Below are 18,589 nucleotides of genomic sequence, written 5' to 3' on the forward strand. Positions count from 1 at the left end.
GGAGATAGGTTTTATATGCTATCAAAAGATAAACTTGCTCGTATTAATGCTCTTTCAAAAAAGGCAAAGGCTGAAGGTCTGACAGAATCTGAAGCGAAAGAACAGCAAGAGCTACGTCAGGAATATTTAAAAGTTTTCCGACAATCTATGACAAACCACCTTCATACGATTAAAGTTGTGGACGAGGAAGGTAAAGATGTTACGCCTAAGAAGTTAAAAGAGAGCAAAAAGAAGCGTCTTCACTAAGACGTTCTAGTAAAACTAGAGGGAGAGTTCCCTCTAGTTTTTTGTATATTTTTAATAAGGCACACAAAAACTGTAAAAGTGGAAATTTTTTTGGTTCAAGTATTGTACAAATAAGCAAATCATTAGTATGATAACATATGTACATAGTTTTGAAAGGAATGAAGAGTATGACACAACGTATTGAAGATCTTTCGATTGCAACAATTCGTACTTTATCAATCGATGCGATTGAGAAAGCAAATTCAGGTCACCCAGGTATGCCAATGGGAGCTGCTCCAATGGCATATACATTGTGGACAAAATTTATGAACATCAATCCAAAGAATCCAAACTGGTTCAACCGTGACCGCTTTGTATTATCAGCAGGACACGGATCAGCACTATTATACAGCTTGCTTCATTTAGCTGGATATGACTTATCAATTGAAGACCTTAAAAACTTCCGTCAATGGGGAAGCAAAACACCAGGTCATCCAGAGTTCGGTCATACAGCAGGTGTTGATGCAACAACTGGTCCACTAGGACAAGGTATTGCAATGGCTGTTGGTAAAGCAATGGCAGAACGTCATTTAGCTGAAACATACAACAAAGAAGGTTTAGAAATTGTAGACCACTTTACGTATGGTATTTGTGGTGACGGAGACTTAATGGAAGGTGTATCTGCTGAAGCAGCTTCATTAGCGGCACACTTAAAATTAGGACGCTTAGTTGTTTTATACGATTCAAATGATATTTCTTTAGACGGAGATTTAGATCGCTCGTTCTCTGAGAACGTAGAAGATCGTTTCAAGGCTTACGGATGGCAAGTAATTCGCGTTGAAGACGGCAATGACTTGACAGCGATTGCAAACGCAATTGAAGAAGCAAAAGGCGATTTAACACGCCCAACGCTAATTGAAGTAAAAACAACAATCGGATTTGGTTCTCCAAACCACGCGGGTACTTCTGGCGTGCACGGTTCTCCATTAGGTTCCGATGAAACAAAATTAACAAAAGAAGCTTATGCATGGACATTTGAAGAAGATTTCTATGTGCCAGAAGAAGTGTATGCTCACTTCAAAGCTACAATTGCTGAAGATGGCCAAAAGAAAGAAAACGAATGGAACGATGTATTTGCACAGTATAAAGAAAAATATCCTGAACTAGGTCGTCAATTTGAACTAGCAGTAGAAGGAAAGTTACCGGAAGGCTGGGAAGAAACGCTTCCAGCATACGAAACGGGTTCAAGCTTAGCTAGCCGTGCTTCTTCTGGAGAAGTATTAAACGCAGTAGCACAAGCTGTACCTCAATTCTTCGGCGGTTCAGCTGACTTAGCTGGGTCAAATAAAACAATGATTAAAGGTTCAGAAGACTTCACTGCAGCTGATTACAGCGGACGTAATATTTGGTTCGGTGTACGTGAATTTGCAATGGGAGCTGCATTAAACGGTATGGCTCTACACGGCGGTGTAAAAGTATTCGGAGGAACATTCTTTGTATTCTCTGATTATCTTCGCCCAGCAATTCGCTTAGCAGCTTTAATGAAGCTTCCTGTAACATATGTATTCACACATGACAGTATCGCAGTTGGAGAAGACGGCCCAACACATGAGCCAATTGAACAATTGCCATCACTTCGTGCAATGCCAGGTCTTTCAGTGGTTCGTCCTGCAGATGCAAATGAAACAGCTGCTGCATGGCGCTTAGCATTAGAATCAACTGACCGCCCAACGGCGCTTGTATTGACTCGTCAAAACTTGCCAACGCTTGAAGGTACAAAAGAAAATGCATACGAAGGCGTGTCTAAAGGCGCGTACGTTGTATCTAAAGCTGGTAAAGACCAAGCGGATGCATTAATACTTGCAACAGGCTCTGAAGTAAGCCTAGCAGTAGAAGCACAAAAAGCATTAGCTGCAGAAGGCATTGATGTATCTGTAGTAAGTATGCCTGCATGGGACCGTTTCGAAGAGCAATCTGCTGAGTACAAAGAAAGTGTTATCCCTAAATCAGTGAAAAAACGTTTAGGTATTGAAATGGCTTCTACACTTGGCTGGGAACGCTATGTTGGAGACGAGGGACAAGTTCTTGGTATTAATCACTTCGGTGCATCTGCTCCTGGTGAAACAATCATGAAAGAATTTGGTTTTACAGTTGAAAATGTAGTAGCAAAAGTGAAAAGCTTGCTTAATGCATAATTCTTTTTCACAAGAAAGAGCAGACTCCTATGGTCTGCTCTTTTTTTTCGACAAAAAAACAAAGAAATTTTTTCATCGATAGACAAGCATTGCGTACACCATTCGGTATAATGGTACAAAAAAGAACGAGCCGAAAGGGAGGATGAATCGTGAGAACGTATGAAGTATATTTAATGGAGGAAGAAGTTGCATCATCCTATTTTCGAAGAGAAAAGCTCATTTATCAGCTGCTGATTGAATATAAAATGAAACGTCACTTGCAGGAAACGCATTTACAAAAACAAGTTCATTACATTACTCGCCAACTGCCCAATTCATTTATTCAACGAGAATTACTTCAGGCGTTTTCTCATTATCCTCATTTTTTTACTCATCAAGAGACGTTTGTGCTGGAATATCCTCATAAAAAAAGTCGAGCATCTATAAAATTAACGAATCGCTGTATAACAATTGAAGGAGATGGCAATGTTGATGCTGAGACAGCTTTTTTTGAAGTATTACGCAAGCTAGATCCTTGTTTTTTAGCAGTGAATTATGGAACGGATGAATACGGCTGGCTGAGGCCTGTGAAAACAAGAAAATTTGTGTAATTATTTAAGGAAATTGGAACGGAAATATTGTATAATAGCGTATGGTCTAGTACACTGTAAGTTAGACAACACGAAGGAGGAAGTAATACCATGGGAATGTATATTCTAGTTGGTGTTCTAGCATTAATTGTTGGGATAGCGCTAGGATTTTTCATTGCTCGTAAGTATATGATGAGCTATCTGAAGAAAAATCCACCAATTAATGAACAAATGTTAAAAATGATGATGATGCAAATGGGCATGAAACCATCGCAGAAAAAAATTAACCAAATGATGAAAGCAATGAACGGCCAAATTAAATAATGGTTAATTGGACAGACACTCTCTATTCAGAAGGGTGTCTTTTGTTTTATGATAGAGATAAGAAAATGGTTGTGGGGCTAGGGGGATACGATGAAAATTTTTCGAGAGTTATGGTGGTTTTTCAAACAGGAAAAAAATTCTTACATAACGGGGATAGCGCTGCTCATTATTGTGGCAGCATTAGAACTTCTCCCGCCTAAAATTATTGGTTTAACGGTAGATGGCATTAAAGAAGGGACGCTGAATGGAAAGCGCTTAATGCAGATGGTTGGCATTTTGCTAGGAGCTGCTGTTGTGGCCTATTTCACAAGGTACATATGGCGTATTATGATATTTGGTTCATCTGTTAAACTAGCCAAGCAGCTGAGAAATACCCTCTACACTCATTTTACCAGGATGAATCAGGCCTTTTATCAGCGGCGGCGAATTGGGGATTTGATGGCCCATGCAACAAACGATATTCAAGCTATTCAACAAACTGCAGGTTCGGGCGTTTTGACGCTCGTGGATTCCATTGTCACAGGAGGGCTTGTTCTATGCACAATGGCCCTAACAATCAGCTGGAAATTAACGCTTATTTGCCTTATTCCTATGCCGCTTATGGCCGTTTTAACAAGTTACTATGGTACATTGCTTCATGCGCGGTTTCATCACGCACAAGCAGCATTTTCTACTTTAAATGATAAGGTTCAAGAAAGCATTAGCGGAATTAAAGTCATTAAGACGTTTGGGGAAGAAGCAGCTGATGTCGAAGAATTTCGTATGAAGTCTGCAGATGTTGTTCAAAAGAACATGAAAGTAGCACGAGTAGATGCATTGTTTGATCCGACCATTTCGATTATTGTAGCACTTTCTTTTTTACTTGCTCTTATTTTTGGCAGCAAGATGGTGATTAGTGAAGAGTTAACACTGGGACAGCTTGTTACCTTTACAACTTATTTGGGCCTTCTTATTTGGCCGATGCTCGCGTTTGGCTGGCTATTTAACATTGTGGAACGAGGAAGAGCATCATATGACAGGGTATTTTCTTTATTAAAAGAAGAAAATTCGATTGAAGAAGCAGCGCATCCTAGTGTTGAACTGCCAACAGGAAATATTGAAGCTGTTATTCATAGGTTTTCGTATGGTAAAGAAGACGAATACACGTTAAACGAAATTTACTTTACACTTTCTCGCGGTCAAACGTTAGGGATTGTCGGAAAGACGGGTGCTGGGAAAACCACGCTTTTAAAGCTGTTGCTTCGTGAATTTGATGTAAGCGACGGAGCTGTTTTATGGGGAGGAAAAGACATTAAAGATTATGCTTTTGATTCACTGTACAAAAGCATTGGATATGTTCCTCAAGATCACTTTTTGTTTTCAACAACAGTCGCTGCTAATATCGCGTTCGGAAAAGAAGACGCAAACAATCAAGAAATTCAAGAAGCGGCTAAAGTTGCAAATGTACATAAAGACATCCTCGATTTTACAGATGGCTATCAAACAATAGTAGGTGAAAAAGGCGTTTCGTTATCTGGTGGACAAAAACAGCGTATCTCGATTGCAAGAGCTCTTCTATTAGATCCTGAGCTTTTAATTTTAGATGACTCGCTATCAGCGGTAGATGGAAAAACGGAAGCGGGTATTTTACAAGCGTTGAGGCAAAAACGTCAAAATCGAACAACGATTATTACAGCGCATCGGCTGAGCTCGGTTACTCATGCAGACCTGATTCTTGTCCTTGATAAAGGGAAAATTATTCAGCGAGGAAATCATGAGGAACTGCTTAGCGTGAGCGGCTGGTATCAGGATATGTACGATAGACAGCAGCTTGAACGTGCGGTAGAAGAAGGAGAGACGAAAAATGAAAATTGAGCATTCTTCGGTACATAAACGTCTGTTTCACTATACAATTCCGCATAAAAAATCATTTTTTTTAGCGTTCACTCTATTATTAATTGCTACGGCTGCTGATTTATTAGGGCCCATTTTGATTAAAATTTTCATTGACGATTATTTAACTCCTAAGTATTTGCCTCTTCAGCCTCTGGTGTGGCTTGCAAGCAGTTATTTGCTTTTACAGCTTTTAAAAATTGTCGTTCAATACTTTCAGCTTCTGCAGTTTCAGAAAATTGCGCTTCAAATTATTCAGCAGATTCGAATTGACGTTTTTTCTCATGTTCATCGTCTGGCGCTTCGCTTTTTTGACAACACGCCAACGGGAAGCCTTGTTTCTCGAATTACAAATGACACGGAAGCTATGAAAGAAATGTTTGTAGAAGTCATCGCGGTTTTTATTCAAAATGGGGTATTTTTGATTGGTATTTTTATAGCGATGTTTATGCTAGATGTGAAGCTGGCTTTTTACTGTTTAGTTCTTCTCCCGTTTATTTGGGGACTTATGAAGCTTTATCAGCATTACAGCGCTATTTACTACGGACAGCTCCGAGAAAAGCTAAGTCAGTTAAATGCCAAGCTTCATGAGTCTTTGCAAGGCATGTCCATTATTCAAGTATTTCGTCAAGAAAAGCGGCTTCGCTCGGAATTTGAAGAAATTAATGATGAGCACTACAAAGCGGGCATGCGCAATATTAAGTTAGATGGTTTGCTATTGAGGCCTGCTGTCGAAATTCTTTATATTTTAGCCGTTATTCTTGTGCTCAGTTATTTTGGCATTTCCGTAGCTGACAGTCCTGTTAAAATTGGTGTTCTTTACGCGTTTATCAACTATTTGGATCGTTTTTTTGAGCCCGTTAATGAAATGATGCAGCGTCTTTCTATGTATCAGCAAGCGATGGTATCAGCCTCCCGGGTATTTGATTTGATGGATGAGGAAGAAAAAAATCCAGTGATGACAGGAGAACAAAAGCAGGGGGTACAAAAAGGAACGGTAGAATTCAAAAACGTCACGTTTTCCTATGACGGTGTTCGAGATGTGCTTTCTGATATATCATTTACGGTAAACGAAGGAGAAACAGTGGCTTTAGTAGGCCATACTGGAAGCGGGAAAAGCTCCATCATTAATTTATTAATGCGTTTTTATGAGCAGCAAAAAGGAGACATTTTGATCGATAATAAACCACTGTCGTCCTTTTCAAATAAACAGCTTCGAGATCAGGTAGGGCTGGTGCTGCAAGATGCCTTTTTATTTGCCGATACCGTAAAGCGAAATATTACGCTGCATGAAGACCATTTTTCTGATGAGCAAGTAAAAGCAGCGGCGAAATTTGTGCAAGCTCACGCATTTATCGAAGCTCTTCCTAATAAGTATAATGAAGTGCTAGTGGAAAGAGGTTCAACTTTATCAAGCGGTCAGCGTCAGCTCTTAGCATTTGCAAGAACGGTGATTCGAAACCCTAAAATCCTTATTCTTGATGAAGCAACAGCCCATATCGATACAGAAACGGAAGAAGCGATTCAAGAAGTGTTAAGAGATATGGGAAAAGGCCGCACAACGATTGCGATTGCACATCGTTTATCAACTATTCAACACGCCGATTGTATTTTAGTATTGCATAAAGGGAAAATAGTCGAAAAAGGAACGCATGCTGAACTGCTAGATAAAGGCGGTTTGTACTATAATATGTATCAGCTTCAGCACAGTGAAAAAGAGGAAAATTTCAATAAAGAAACAGGAGTAAAAGAGATTTATAAAGAATTGATAGAGTGAAGGTGAAAAAAAGAAACAACCTTCATGAAGAGGTTGTTTCTGTTGTTTGAGCAGGGAATTCATTGTAAACGTTTAATAAATGATCTAATTCTTGACTATGTTTAATAGCAGGTGGAGAGTTTAATCCACTTACTCGGACTATGCGGATGAGTTCTTCTCGTTTCTTTTCAATCGCTAATAGAATATCTTTTTTGGCCAATGCTATGTATCCCTTCTAACAAGTCGTTTACCTAATTATACAAGATAATGGTACTATTTGAAAGAAGTGAGATAAGACAATTTGGTTACAAAATGGTAACGAAAAAGAACAAAAAGAACAAAAAAGGGAAGTGGGAAATGTGGGAGATTTAAATTTATTTTTGGCATTTGGCGCAGGCTTTTTATCGTTTATTTCACCCTGCTGTTTGCCTTTGTATCCAGCTTTTTTATCGTACATAACGGGAGTATCAGTCAGCGAGCTAAAGGAAGGCGCTAAGTCACATCAGCGCAAAGCTTTTATTCACACAGCTTTTTTCCTGCTGGGATTTTCTGTTATCTTTATTATGATTGGTTTTGCGACATCCTTTATTGGTCAGTGGTTTTTTAACTATAAGGATTTAATTCGGCAGATTGGCGCTATTCTTATTATTTTCTTTGGTCTAGTTGTACTAGGGATTTTTAAGCCTCGAATTCTTATGCAGGAACATAAAGTTCAATTCGCCAATAAGCCGGCTGGACTCTTAGGTTCTTCTTTTATTGGTATGGCTTTTGCTGCCGGCTGGACTCCTTGCACGGGACCTATTTTAGTATCGGTTATGGCACTTGCAGCGACAAACCCAGGCTCCGGTCTTTTGTACATGATAACGTATTCACTTGGGTTTTCTATTCCGTTCTTTATCATGACATTCTTTATTGGAAAAATGAACTGGTTAAAAAAACATATGAATTCCATGATGAAAGTTGGCGGATACGCAATGATTGGCATGGGGTTTATTTTATATTTTGACTGGATGACAAAAATTATTATTTATACAACGAGCGTATTTGGAGGGTTTACGGGCTTTTAAAAAGGGAAAATGATACAAAAAAGAATCTGGAAGTTGGCAGGTTCTTTTTTGTTTTTTAAAGACCAAACGTTCATTTTAGCTCTTAGGAAAGAAGCAAGAATATGACTCGAAAAAATATATAGAAAAAATTTATTTTTACTATATCTTCTATAAATACGGAGTGATACAATGAAATCGTCATATTTTTAATTGTTAAAAAGAGGTGTATAAATTGAAAGATATTTTGTTAATCTTGCTTTTGCAACTGATCTATGTACCGATCTTGACGCTGCGCACAATTTTTTTAGTCAAAGGTATGAGTATGTATGCCTCGGTTTTTGGATTTGTTGAAGCGTTAATTTATGTATTTGGCTTATCCCTAGTATTTTCAGGAGATCAAAGCACGCTTGCTATGGTTGTATACGCAGTTGGATTTGGAGTGGGAATTATACTTGGAAGTTATATCGAATCTAGGCTTGCTATCGGATATACAACATTCTTAGTTAACCTTATGACCAAAAATGAAGAGTTAATTAACCGCCTTCGACAGGAAGGTTTTGGTGTTACTGTGTACCAAGGTGAAGGAAGAGACAGTGCACGCTATAGATTAGACATTTTAACAAAAAGAAGTAGAGAAGAAGAGCTATTAGCATTCATTGAAGAATATGAGCCTCGTGCTTTCATTATTTCATACGAGCCGCGTAAATTTAAAGGCGGGTTCTTACTAAAAGCAATGAAAAAGCAAAAACAAAAGCAAAAAGCAAAAGCAGATATTACCTCTACTAAATAAAAACAGAAGAGATCCTCTTCTGTTTTTTTGTTGCACTTTTACTTCTGATGTTTTTTGGATTATAATATAAGTACACACTAAACTATAGTAAAGGAAGGATTTCATTGGTTATTGCTTCAACACTTGTCGCAATTTTTATGGCTTCTTTCATATTAGTTGTTCGAATGAAAGCTGCTGATAAACCAACGAATGCAAAAAAAATTATACTTCCGCCTTTTTTTATGAGTACGGGAGCGTTAATGTTTATCTTTCCAATGTTTCGAGTAACGGGTGCAGAACTGCTTGAGGCGTTAATAGCAGGCATGATCTTCTCAATCCTGTTAATTAAAACGTCTAAATTTGAAATTCGTGACGATCATATTTACTTGAAGCGTTCAAAAGCTTTTGCATTCATTATTATTGGTTTGCTTATTATTCGAATTGCAATGAAAATATATTTAAGTTCTTCAATTGATGTTGGCCAGCTTGGCGGTATGTTCTGGATTTTAGCATTTGGTATGATTGTACCTTGGCGCATTGCGATGTACACATCGTACAAAAAGCTCGAACGAAAGCTGCACAATGATCGTCTTGGAAATACAACGATATTAAATTAAAAAAGGTGGCTACGCAGCCACCTTTTTTGATTTAAAATAAATGCTGATAAGGGACGGCATCTATTTTTTGCTTTTTTAATGTTTTTAATAAAAATTTATGATCACGTTTAGGCGTAGCTAAGATGTATCCACGTACGATTAAGTCTTCTGTTATAGAGGCGGCTTGTTCCTCAAGTGCGAGTTCCCCAATTTTCCCTGCAATTTTTTGTTTGGCCACATCGCGAAATAGTTCAGGTACTGGTTCAACAAGAACGTTTAATAGCTGCTTTTGATCCGCTGACCAAAGGTGAATGGTTTTGGAAAGATAGTGATCTTGCCAATCAAGTTCAGACATGCCGTCTTCTTTTGGTAAGCGCTTTAAAAATTTTCTGAACATAAAAAATCCGCCGATAGCAAACATGCTCATTAAAAAGACAACCCAAAATAAAATAACCCATAAAAACCAGCCCTCTAGCATATTTTTCACTCCTTTATAAAGAGATTAATCATAACATTACTATATTTATACATTTATTATAAAAGCCTTGTTCCTTTTATGGCAATATAAAATTCCTGCACTTTATGTGAAAAGAGAGTCATTTTTGACTTACTGATAAGTTTATATTGACTCATTAATGAGTGAATTATCGTTAGAATTATCTAAAAATGCTTATTTTTCAACCTTTTAAAAGTTGGCACGTTTTTTGCATATAAACTAATTGAAGAATTATTTAATATGAGAGGAAGATAAAAAATGAGTCAAACTTTTAGCAAAGTAGCAACAAATTTACCGGGAGAAAATGCAAAGCAATTATTAGATAGAAGACACCGTGCCATTCCGAAAGGTGTAAGTTATGGCATTCCGACATTTGCTGATACGGCTGAAGGGGCGATCGTTAAAGATGTCGATGGCAATACGTTTATTGATTTCGTAGGGGCAATTGGCACAATCAATGTAGGACATAGTCATCCAAAAGTAAAAGAAGCGCTTCACAAGCAAGTAGACCGTTTTATTCACACAGGATTTAATGTCATGATGTATGAGTCATATGTAGAGCTTGCAGAAAGATTAGCAGCAATTGCACCTGGTGAATTTGACAAGAAAGTATTACTTTTAAATAGCGGAGCAGAAGCTGTAGAAAATGCAGTGAAAATTGCTCGTAAATATACAAAACGTCAAGGAATTATTTCATTTAACCGCGGTTTCCACGGCCGTACATTAATGACAATGACAATGACAAGTAAAGTAAAGCCATATAAATATGAATTTGGACCGTTTGCTCCTGAAGTATACAAAGCTCCATATCCTTATGAGTATCGCCGCCCACAAGGATTATCAGTTGAAGCATACGAAGAGTTTATGATCACTGAATTCAAAAACTTCTTAAATACAGAAGTAGCACCAGAAACGATTGCAGCTGTTGTAATGGAGCCAATTCAAGGCGAAGGTGGTTTCATTGTTCCAGGTAAACGTTTTGTGCAAGAAGTGTATCAATTATGTAAAGAGCACGGAATTTTATTTGTATCAGATGAAATTCAAGCTGGTTTTGCACGTACGGGACGCTACTTCGGTATTGAACACTTTGACGTTGCACCAGATTTAATTACAGTATCTAAATCACTAGGAGCTGGTGTACCGATTAGTGGTGTCATCGGCCGCGCTGAAATCATGGATGAATCTAATCCTGGTGAGCTTGGCGGAACGTACTGCGGAAGCCCTCTTGGATGTGAAGCGGCTTTAGCTGTACTTGATATCATTGAAGAAGAAAAGCTAAATGAACGCGGTGAGTACCTTGGAAAAGTGGTAACATCACGATTTGAAAAATTAGCAGAAAAATATGACTGTATCGGTGATATCCGCGGATTAGGAGCTATGTCTGCTATCGAGCTTGTGAAAGACCGCGAAACAAAAGAAGCGGATAAAGAGCTTACACAGCGCATCGTAAAAGAAGCAAACAAACGTGGATTATTACTGCTTAGCGCGGGAGTATTCGGAAACGTTCTTCGTATCTTAATGCCGATTGTTATTACAGATGAGCAGCTAGAAGAAGGCTTAGCTATTTTTGAAGCAGCACTAGAAGCAAGCGTGCAGCAAACGGTTGAAGTATAAGAGAAATTGAGGCATGAGTGAAGAGAGAACTCTTCACTCATTCTTCATGAATCACAAAGAATGGATATGTTTGGACACTCTATTTATAGATTTTTCATTTTCTGATAAAATAAAATAATAATTATTTTTTGACGAAAAGGTGATTCAAATGACCATTCATAAAAAGCAGATTCAGCAAATTAACGACGAACTTTACGATATATTTGAGTCATCATTTGATGAAATCTTTGTAACTGATGCAAATGGGTATGTATTAGTTGTAAATTCAGAGTGTGAAAAAAATTATGCTTTGAAAGTGGAAGATTTTATTGGAAAGCACGTAAAAGAACTTCAGGAAATGGGCATCTTTTATCCTTCGGCCACGTTAAAGGTGATTGAATCTAATCAAGCAATTGAATTGGTTCAAAAAACAAACTCAGGCCGATATCTTCATGTGCGGACTAGGCCAGTATTTACTAATGACGGGCAATTGAAAAGTGTTATTAGCTATTCTCGAGATCTCACAGACTTAATGGAATTAAAACGAAAAGTAGAAGAGATGGAAGAACAGCTTGAAAACTATAAAAAAGAGTTAAACGAATCCGTAGATTTAGAAGGAATCGTAACAAAAAGCGAAGCGATGAAAAAAGTTTTTTCAACCATTCAACGAGTTGCTTCTGTAAATACAACCGTTCTCTTACTTGGAGAAACAGGGGTAGGAAAAAGCAGAGTAGCAAAACTGCTTCATCAGCTTAGTACAAGAAAACAGCAGCCGTATCATGAGCTTAATTGTGCAGCGCTTCCTGAACAGCTTATTGAGTCAGAGCTATTTGGCTATGAAGGCGGTACGTTCACTGGAGCATTTCGCGAAGGGAAAAAAGGGATCATTGAGCTTTCGAACGAAGGCACGCTTTTTCTAGATGAGATTGGTGAACTTTCTCTTTCAGCACAAAGTAAGTTGCTCCATGTACTGCAAGACCGTACAATTCGTCCCGTGGGCTCAACAAGAGCAGTATCAATAGACGTACGAATTATTGCTGCTACGAATCAAAATCTGGAGCAAATGGTCGAAGAAGGAAAGTTTAGACGTGATTTGTACTATCGACTTAACGTGGTGCCAATTACAATCCCACCTTTACGAGAGCGAAAAGAAGATATTCTGCCTCTTGTCTATCAGTTTCTTCATCATTTTAATACGGTATACGAACGTAATGTACGCTTATCACCAAAGGCATTAGATGCATTTTTAGGGCAGGAATGGAAAGGAAACGTTCGTGAAGTGGAAAATATCATTGAGCGTCTGGTTGTTACAGGAGAAGAAATGATTACGCTTAAAGACTTGCCATTTGCAAAAGAGTTTGCTATCGATCCACCTGTGCATACGCTTCCTGAAATGATTGAACATGTGGAAAAAGAAATGGTCATCAAGGCGTTTGAACAGCATAGGTCATCTTACAAAGTAGCCGAACAGCTTGGTATTAGTCAATCACAAGCGAGCCGTAAAATTCGAAAATATGTGTCGGACAGTACCGAACAGTGAGTAGATAAATTTAAGCAGGGAGTGAAGAAATATGAAGCAAGCAAACTTATATATTAACGGAGAATTTGTTTCAGCAAATGATACATACGAAGTGGTAAATCCAGCAACAAATGAAGTAGTAGCTACCGTTGCAAAAGGCGGAGAAAAAGAAGCAAAGCTAGCAGCAGATGCTGCCTATGAAGCGTTTCAAACATGGTCTAAAAAAACAGCAGAAGAGCGCGGTAAATTATTATTTAAATGGCATCAGCTGATCGAAGAACACACCGATGAACTTGCTGAAATCATGACAGTCGAGCAAGGTAAGCCTCTTAAAGAAGCAAAAGGTGAAATTGGCTATGCCAACGGATTCGTTTCATGGTACGCAGAAGAAGGAAAACGCATTTACGGAGAAACAATTCCAGCTTCTTCTCCTAATAAACGATTATTTGCTCATAAGCAGCCTGTGGGAGTTATGGCAGCTATTACACCTTGGAACTTCCCAGCAGCTATGATTACGCGTAAAGTAGCCCCAGCTTTAGCAGCTGGATGTACAGCGGTTATTAAACCGGCAGAACAAACGCCACTAACGGCTCTTCGTCTAGCAGAGCTGGCGCAGGAAGCAGGTATTCCAAAAGGGGTAATGAATGTAGTTACAGGAGATGCAAAAGCAATTGGAGAAGCGTGGCTGCAAGATGGACGCGTACGCAAACTATCGTTTACGGGCTCTACAGAAGTAGGTAAACTATTAATGCGCGGAGCAGCTGATACGGTTAAAAAAGTGTCTTTAGAATTAGGAGGACACGCTCCGTTTATCGTAACAGCAAATGCTGATTTAGATAAAGCAGTAACAAATGCAATTGCTTCTAAATTCCGTAACGCTGGTCAAACATGCGTATGTACAAACCGCATCTACGTGCACGAGTCTATTGCTAAACCGTTCGCAGAGCAGTTTGCAGCAGCTGTTAGTCAGCTGAAAGTCGGAAACGGCTTAGAAGAAGGTACGGATATCGGACCTTTAATCGATGAAAAAGCGTTAGAAAAAGTAAAGCGCCACTTAGATGATGTTGTAGCAAAGGGTGGAAACGTCTTGACTGGAGGGGCTGTACGCGAAGAGGGAAGCGGACTTTTTGTTGAGCCTACGGTTGTAGATGGTGCAACGGATGACATGCTTTGTATGTACGAAGAAACATTCGGACCAATTGCTCCAATTGCAACGTATCAAACAGAAGAAGAAGTTATTCGCCGTGCAAATAACTCGCCTTACGGATTAGCAGCTTATGTGTTCACTGAAAATATTTCAGAAGCTATTCGTATTGCTGAAGCTTTAGAATATGGTATTGTAGGGCTAAATGATGGACTACCTTCTACACCACAAGCGCCGTTTGGCGGCTTTAAAGAAAGTGGACTTGGACGTGAAGGCGGACATTACGGAATTGAAGAATATTTAGAAGTAAAATATATTTCTTTAGGCTTTTAATAAAAAGTGATTTCGCTTTCCTGCGAAATCACTTTTTTAGTAATAGTACACGTGGGGAATTTGTGCATGGATTGATTGGAAATTCATGAATAAAAAACAAAACTCCTCAAGAGTACAGCATGCAAGGTCTTCGCAATCGTGAGAATTAAAAAAATCTTCTAGTATAGTTGGTTCGGCGTCTTTAAATAACCAGTGGTGTTCAACATCTTCAAATTTGCCTCGATAAACCTCGCTCAGTCCATAAAAGTCAAATATATCTTCCAACTGCTTTTGGTGCATAGCCATCCCTCCTCTTCTTAGTATAAGAAAAAGAAAGAGATATTAAACAAGCCGTCATACTACTTTGTTTTTTTTGAAAAAATCTCGTATAGTTAATAGTAATGACAAGCAAAGGAGTTTCGGCATGTTTACATATATCACGTTATTTGGTTTTCTTGGATTCGCTGTGTATTCGAGTACGTGGATTTATTCCATTGTCAAAAAAGATGGAAGAGCAAAGAAAAATGGAAAGGGTACTCTTATTAGTTTTCTTGTGATGCTTATCGGGTTAGTCGGTATGCAGTTTACATAACTATAGATTATTTTGACATTTTTACCACCTTCACTTATAGTTAACGTTGGGCGAACATATGTATGATTTTGGTTACGGTGCTTGCCTTAAGTTGAAAAAGAAAGAAGGTGGCATATTTGAGATATCACACACATATTGCAACATCGATTGCTGCCGGTGCCGGTGTGGCTATAACAGGAGAAGCTTCGTTTACATTTCCTTATGTTGTAGGCATTGCGATTGGAGCGCTGCTTCCTGATATAGATGAACCAAATTCATATATTGGTAGAAGATCTCTTGGTCTCGCAAAAGTCATTAAATCTATTTTTGGACACCGAGGTATCACGCATTCTATTCTTGCAAGTGGACTTATTTTTTATTTACATACGATGTATAACAACGATTTTACATTAGGGATAGCCTATGGGTACGCTTTTCATATTCTTGGAGATTTCTTTTCTAAACGAGGGGTACCTTTTTTCTCTCCTCTTAGCAAGAAGAAGTTTAAGCCTCCTTTAACATATGAAACAGGTGGTGGAGCAGAGACTCTCATCTTTTACCTGGCAGTGATAGGAAGTTTCTATATGCTTTATAAGTATCAGCTGTACACCCAGCTGTTTTAAAGAAAGAAGCCATCTGAGTAAATTAGATGGCTTCTTTTACACTTCTACCACATAAAGTTCAGGCGTTTTCATAGGCAGGGTAATGGTAATGCTTGTGCCGTCATTTTCTTCACTTGATACGTGGAAAAAGCCATTATGCTCGTTAATAATCTTGTTGCAAATGGTTAGTCCCAGGCCTATTCCTCGTTCTTTTGTTGTATAAAAAGGCTCTCCTATATGAGGGATACGCTTTGAGTCAATTCCACATCCGCTATCTTTTATCACAATGCATAGCGTTTCTCTAGCTGATTTTTCAATCGATACAGCCAGCTTGCCGCCGCTTTCCATAGAATCAATGGCATTTTGTATAATATGAATAAATACTTGGGTTAGCTGTGTTTTTTGCCCACTAATGAGCAGGGGATATTCTTTTGGATAATGGCGAATGATGTGGATGTTTTTGACTTCGGTAACTGGTTCAAATTGCTTTAATACCTCATCTAGCAAGTCTGTCATAATAAGGCTTTCTGTATAAGCGTACTCTCGTTTAGCTAAGCTCATAAATTCTGCGATAATATGTTCAATTTGTGAGAGTTCGTGCTGAATGAGATCTCGATAAACCATTGTTTCTTTCGGCTGCTGTGTCTCACTGAACAGTTGTATAAACCCTTTAATGGTTGTCAAAGGATTTCTAACCTCGTGTGCGATACTTGCAGCAAGGTGACCAATGACAGAGAGTTTTTCTGAATTCTGGATCTTTTTCTCTGCTTGTCTTTTCTCTGTTACGTCTCGTGAGATAAATACAAACCCTTCGATTTCTCCAGTAGCTGTGATAATTGGAGCGCCTTTACATTCTAATAAAACGATGGTGCCATTCACGTGAAACTTCCGGTATTCAAATGTGGAGGCATCTTTTGTTTTGCTCATGTTAGCTAAAATAGTCGAGATTAGGTGCTTGTCTTCAGGATACGCATTGATAAGCACATGTCGTCCAATAAGTTCATCAGGATAAACCCCTAATGTTTTAGCGTAAGAAGGAGAAGCGTATTCATAAATGCCATCTTCAGTAATAGCACATACTAAATCATGGGTATGAGATAAAATAGCTTGATGCTTTGGTTCATTGTCATCGGCAATGATTCGATCTTTTAATGGATAAAAAAGCTGATCTTCTTGGTTGGTGAAGGTGTGACGAACTTGAGTGCCGCACATTCTGCAAAAATTATAATCTTCCTTATAGTTACAAGAAGGACAAACGGGCATCGAATCACTCCAATCAGATCTATGCAGTGAGAGAGTTCTCAAGCACATATAATCATTATTATATATTCAAATTATAGGAAAAAATATGAAAAATCAAATGTGCTATAGAGAGGGAAACTGGGCTTGAAAACCCTATAAATGGATTTCAAATACATGTTTTTAGTTGCAAATAGATGCGAAATGGGAATTTTTACACATTTAAAAAATCAAGACGTCAAATAAGAGGTGAATAATACCTCTTATTTGATGTCTTGATAATGCTCTAGCGCACGCTCTCTAGCTGCTTTATGATCAACAATTGGAGTCGGATATGTTTTATCAAGCGTAACGTTTGCTTTTTCTAATACGTCTGCTGGAGCCTCCCAAGGTTTATGAATGTAGGGAGAAGGCAGATCTCTAAGCTCTGGAAGCCACTTTTTAATATATTCTCCTTCTTTATCAAATTTTTCTGATTGAGCAGTTGGATTAAAGATACGAAAATATGGCGCGGCGTCTGCTCCCGAGCCTGCAACCCACTGCCAGCCCATTGTGTTGTTAGCTAAATCTGCATCTACTAAGGTATCAAAAAACCAATTGGCTCCGTGTTTCCAATGAATTAAAAGATGCTTTACTAAAAAGGAAGCAGCTACCATTCGAACTCGATTGTGCATAAAACCTGTTTCCCACAGCTCCCGCATTCCGGCATCGACAAGGGGATAGCCGGTTTTTCCATTTTTCCAAGCTTGAAGCTCTTCATTGCCGTCCGCCCACTGAAATTGCTTGAATTTTTCATTCAGCGGTTCACTTGTAGTGTGTGGGAAATGATAAAGCAGCTGATAAGCAAAATCTCTCCATACAAGTTGACGAATAAACATTTCAGCTTGATGGTCAAAGGCATCAGAGCTTACTTTTTCTGCTTTAGTTCTCAAATAATGATAAAGGACTCGAACTGAGAGCTGTCCTGTAGAAAAATAAGGAGATAGAAATGAATTTAATGCTTCAGCGGGAAAATCTCGTCCTTTTTCATAGTGAAGCAACTTCTTCTTTAAAAACGTTTTAAAGGCATTAACAGCGCCTTTTTCCGTAGCTTCCCACGTCGACTTAATCGTTTCGTCCCAGGGGATGCTTGGAAGTAAATCGAGATCTGAGACTGAAAGAGATTCAATTGGTTTAGAGAAGGCCTGTATGGAAGTAACTTTTTTTACAGCAGAAGATACGGCATGTTTTTGAGAAGCTTTATAGTAAGCTGTAAATACTTTATAAGGATCTCCATTTTCTTTTGTGATTTTCCAAGGTTCATGAAGGAGAAATCCTTCAAATGTGCGAATATTTATTTGTTGCTCTGAAAAAAAAGCTTGAAGCTCTTTATCTCTTTTTAGCGCATGTGGTTCATAGCGTCTGTTCCAATAAATATCTTGCGCATTCGTTTCATGGAGTAATTTTTGCAACACATCTTTAGGGTTTCCTTTTTGTACAATTAGCGTTCCTTGTATTTGTTCGATCGAAGTTTTAAAGTCATTTAGCGCATGGTGAAGCCACCATTTACTTGCACTTCCCATTGAGTTTTCTTCATGGTCGTCATGGATATAAACAGGTACAACCATTCCTTCTTTAGCTGCGTGAAATAGAGCTGGGTTATCAACCAGCCGAAAATCTTTTCGAATCCATACGATAATGGTTTTATTCATCATGTGCCACCTTTCTATCTGCAATTTGCCTCGATTATAGCTTTTTTCTCATACGTTCTACAATTTTGAA

At 38.5% G+C, this 18,589-nt stretch carries 19 protein-coding genes; 14 read left to right on the plus strand and 5 right to left on the minus strand.

From position 1 onward, the window contains the following. The first annotated feature begins 15 nt into the window (after nucleotides 1-15). The 6 genes from ACRPLQ_RS02170 to ACRPLQ_RS02195 all read left to right on the plus strand — a co-directional run bounded on the left by ACRPLQ_RS02170 (nucleotide 16) and on the right by ACRPLQ_RS02195 (nucleotide 6,962). Nucleotides 16-246: a DUF896 domain-containing protein gene (locus ACRPLQ_RS02170; protein ID WP_013058775.1), complete on the plus strand. Its 231-nt coding sequence runs from the start codon at nucleotides 16-18 to the stop codon at nucleotides 244-246. Nucleotides 247-413: 167 nt separating this feature from the next. Then, entirely contained in the window at nucleotides 414-2,420 is a 2,007-nt protein-coding gene (gene tkt / locus ACRPLQ_RS02175) for a transketolase (protein WP_013058774.1), read from the plus strand. A 149-nt stretch (nucleotides 2,421-2,569) separates the two neighbouring features. Next, a complete protein-coding gene (gene sirA / locus ACRPLQ_RS02180) occupies nucleotides 2,570-3,010 on the plus strand; it encodes a sporulation inhibitor of replication protein SirA (RefSeq protein ID WP_028411364.1) in 441 nt (146 codons plus the stop codon). Nucleotides 3,011-3,100: 90 nt separating this feature from the next. Next, nucleotides 3,101-3,313 (plus strand): YneF family protein, encoded by a 213-nt coding sequence (locus tag ACRPLQ_RS02185; protein ID WP_013058772.1) that lies wholly within the window; start codon nucleotides 3,101-3,103, stop codon nucleotides 3,311-3,313. Between the two features lie 90 nt (nucleotides 3,314-3,403). Then, nucleotides 3,404-5,167, plus strand: a complete 1,764-nt coding sequence (locus ACRPLQ_RS02190) for an ABC transporter transmembrane domain-containing protein (protein WP_432235651.1) — start codon at nucleotides 3,404-3,406, stop codon at nucleotides 5,165-5,167. After that, a complete protein-coding gene (locus ACRPLQ_RS02195) occupies nucleotides 5,157-6,962 on the plus strand; it encodes an ABC transporter ATP-binding protein (RefSeq protein ID WP_367076872.1) in 1,806 nt (601 codons plus the stop codon). The genes ACRPLQ_RS02190 and ACRPLQ_RS02195 overlap by 11 nt, the downstream gene beginning before the upstream one ends. Nucleotides 6,963-6,984: 22 nt before the next feature. On the opposite strand, the gene ACRPLQ_RS02200 is transcribed toward ACRPLQ_RS02195, so the two are convergent. Then, nucleotides 6,985-7,161 carry an aspartyl-phosphate phosphatase Spo0E family protein gene (locus tag ACRPLQ_RS02200; RefSeq protein ID WP_013084718.1) on the minus strand — a complete coding sequence of 59 codons (177 nt, stop codon included), beginning with the start codon at nucleotides 7,159-7,161 and terminating at the stop codon, nucleotides 6,985-6,987. A gap of 139 nt (nucleotides 7,162-7,300) precedes the next feature. On the opposite strand from ACRPLQ_RS02200, the gene ACRPLQ_RS02205 reads away from it, so the two are divergent. The 3 genes from ACRPLQ_RS02205 (at nucleotide 7,301) to ACRPLQ_RS02215 (ending at nucleotide 9,373) form a co-directional block, all read left to right on the plus strand. Then, entirely contained in the window at nucleotides 7,301-8,008 is a 708-nt protein-coding gene (locus ACRPLQ_RS02205) for a cytochrome c biogenesis CcdA family protein (protein WP_033579815.1), read from the plus strand. 211 nt (nucleotides 8,009-8,219) lie between these two features. Next, nucleotides 8,220-8,777 carry a DUF2179 domain-containing protein gene (locus tag ACRPLQ_RS02210; RefSeq protein ID WP_013058767.1) on the plus strand — a complete coding sequence of 186 codons (558 nt, stop codon included), beginning with the start codon at nucleotides 8,220-8,222 and terminating at the stop codon, nucleotides 8,775-8,777. Nucleotides 8,778-8,881: 104 nt separating this feature from the next. After that, a complete protein-coding gene (locus ACRPLQ_RS02215; RefSeq protein WP_013084715.1) occupies nucleotides 8,882-9,373 on the plus strand; it encodes a CcdC family protein in 492 nt (163 codons plus the stop codon). A gap of 31 nt (nucleotides 9,374-9,404) precedes the next feature. On the opposite strand, the gene ACRPLQ_RS02220 is transcribed toward ACRPLQ_RS02215, so the two are convergent. Next, complete coding sequence (locus tag ACRPLQ_RS02220; protein WP_028411360.1) at nucleotides 9,405-9,830, minus strand: DUF2621 domain-containing protein; 426 nt, start codon at nucleotides 9,828-9,830, stop codon at nucleotides 9,405-9,407. A gap of 276 nt (nucleotides 9,831-10,106) precedes the next feature. Here ACRPLQ_RS02220 and gabT point away from each other — a divergent pair, with 276 nt between their 5' ends. The 3 genes from gabT (at nucleotide 10,107) to ACRPLQ_RS02235 (ending at nucleotide 14,437) form a co-directional block, all read left to right on the plus strand. After that, entirely contained in the window at nucleotides 10,107-11,462 is a 1,356-nt protein-coding gene (gene gabT / locus ACRPLQ_RS02225; protein WP_028411359.1) for a 4-aminobutyrate--2-oxoglutarate transaminase, read from the plus strand. 148 nt (nucleotides 11,463-11,610) lie between these two features. Next, on the plus strand, nucleotides 11,611-12,981 hold the full coding sequence (locus tag ACRPLQ_RS02230; protein ID WP_028411358.1) for a sigma-54 interaction domain-containing protein: 1,371 nt from the start codon (nucleotides 11,611-11,613) through the stop codon (nucleotides 12,979-12,981). Between the two features lie 31 nt (nucleotides 12,982-13,012). After that, entirely contained in the window at nucleotides 13,013-14,437 is a 1,425-nt protein-coding gene (locus ACRPLQ_RS02235) for an NAD-dependent succinate-semialdehyde dehydrogenase (RefSeq protein ID WP_028411357.1), read from the plus strand. A 36-nt stretch (nucleotides 14,438-14,473) separates the two neighbouring features. Here the strand turns inward: ACRPLQ_RS02235 and ACRPLQ_RS02240 are convergent, their stop codons facing one another. Continuing rightward, complete coding sequence (locus ACRPLQ_RS02240) at nucleotides 14,474-14,716, minus strand: hypothetical protein (protein WP_028411356.1); 243 nt, start codon at nucleotides 14,714-14,716, stop codon at nucleotides 14,474-14,476. Between the two features lie 124 nt (nucleotides 14,717-14,840). On the opposite strand from ACRPLQ_RS02240, the gene ACRPLQ_RS02245 reads away from it, so the two are divergent. Both ACRPLQ_RS02245 and ACRPLQ_RS02250 read left to right on the plus strand, forming a co-directional pair. Next, nucleotides 14,841-15,008 (plus strand): hypothetical protein, encoded by a 168-nt coding sequence (locus ACRPLQ_RS02245; protein WP_165573659.1) that lies wholly within the window; start codon nucleotides 14,841-14,843, stop codon nucleotides 15,006-15,008. Nucleotides 15,009-15,115: 107 nt separating this feature from the next. Further along, a complete protein-coding gene (locus tag ACRPLQ_RS02250; RefSeq protein WP_224357778.1) occupies nucleotides 15,116-15,610 on the plus strand; it encodes a metal-dependent hydrolase in 495 nt (164 codons plus the stop codon). A 36-nt stretch (nucleotides 15,611-15,646) separates the two neighbouring features. On the opposite strand, the gene ACRPLQ_RS02255 is transcribed toward ACRPLQ_RS02250, so the two are convergent. Together ACRPLQ_RS02255 and ACRPLQ_RS02260 are read right to left on the minus strand one after the other, a co-directional pair. After that, entirely contained in the window at nucleotides 15,647-16,852 is a 1,206-nt protein-coding gene (locus ACRPLQ_RS02255) for an ATP-binding protein (protein WP_432235652.1), read from the minus strand. Nucleotides 16,853-17,091: 239 nt separating this feature from the next. Further along, nucleotides 17,092-18,519 carry a cryptochrome/photolyase family protein gene (locus ACRPLQ_RS02260; protein WP_432235653.1) on the minus strand — a complete coding sequence of 476 codons (1,428 nt, stop codon included), beginning with the start codon at nucleotides 18,517-18,519 and terminating at the stop codon, nucleotides 17,092-17,094. Nucleotides 18,520-18,589: the final 70 nt, after the last annotated feature.

Origin of the sequence: Priestia sp. TRN 1309, from assembly GCF_050846875.1 — a bacterium.
Lineage (GTDB): Bacteria > Bacillota > Bacilli > Bacillales > Bacillaceae_H > Priestia > Priestia zanthoxyli.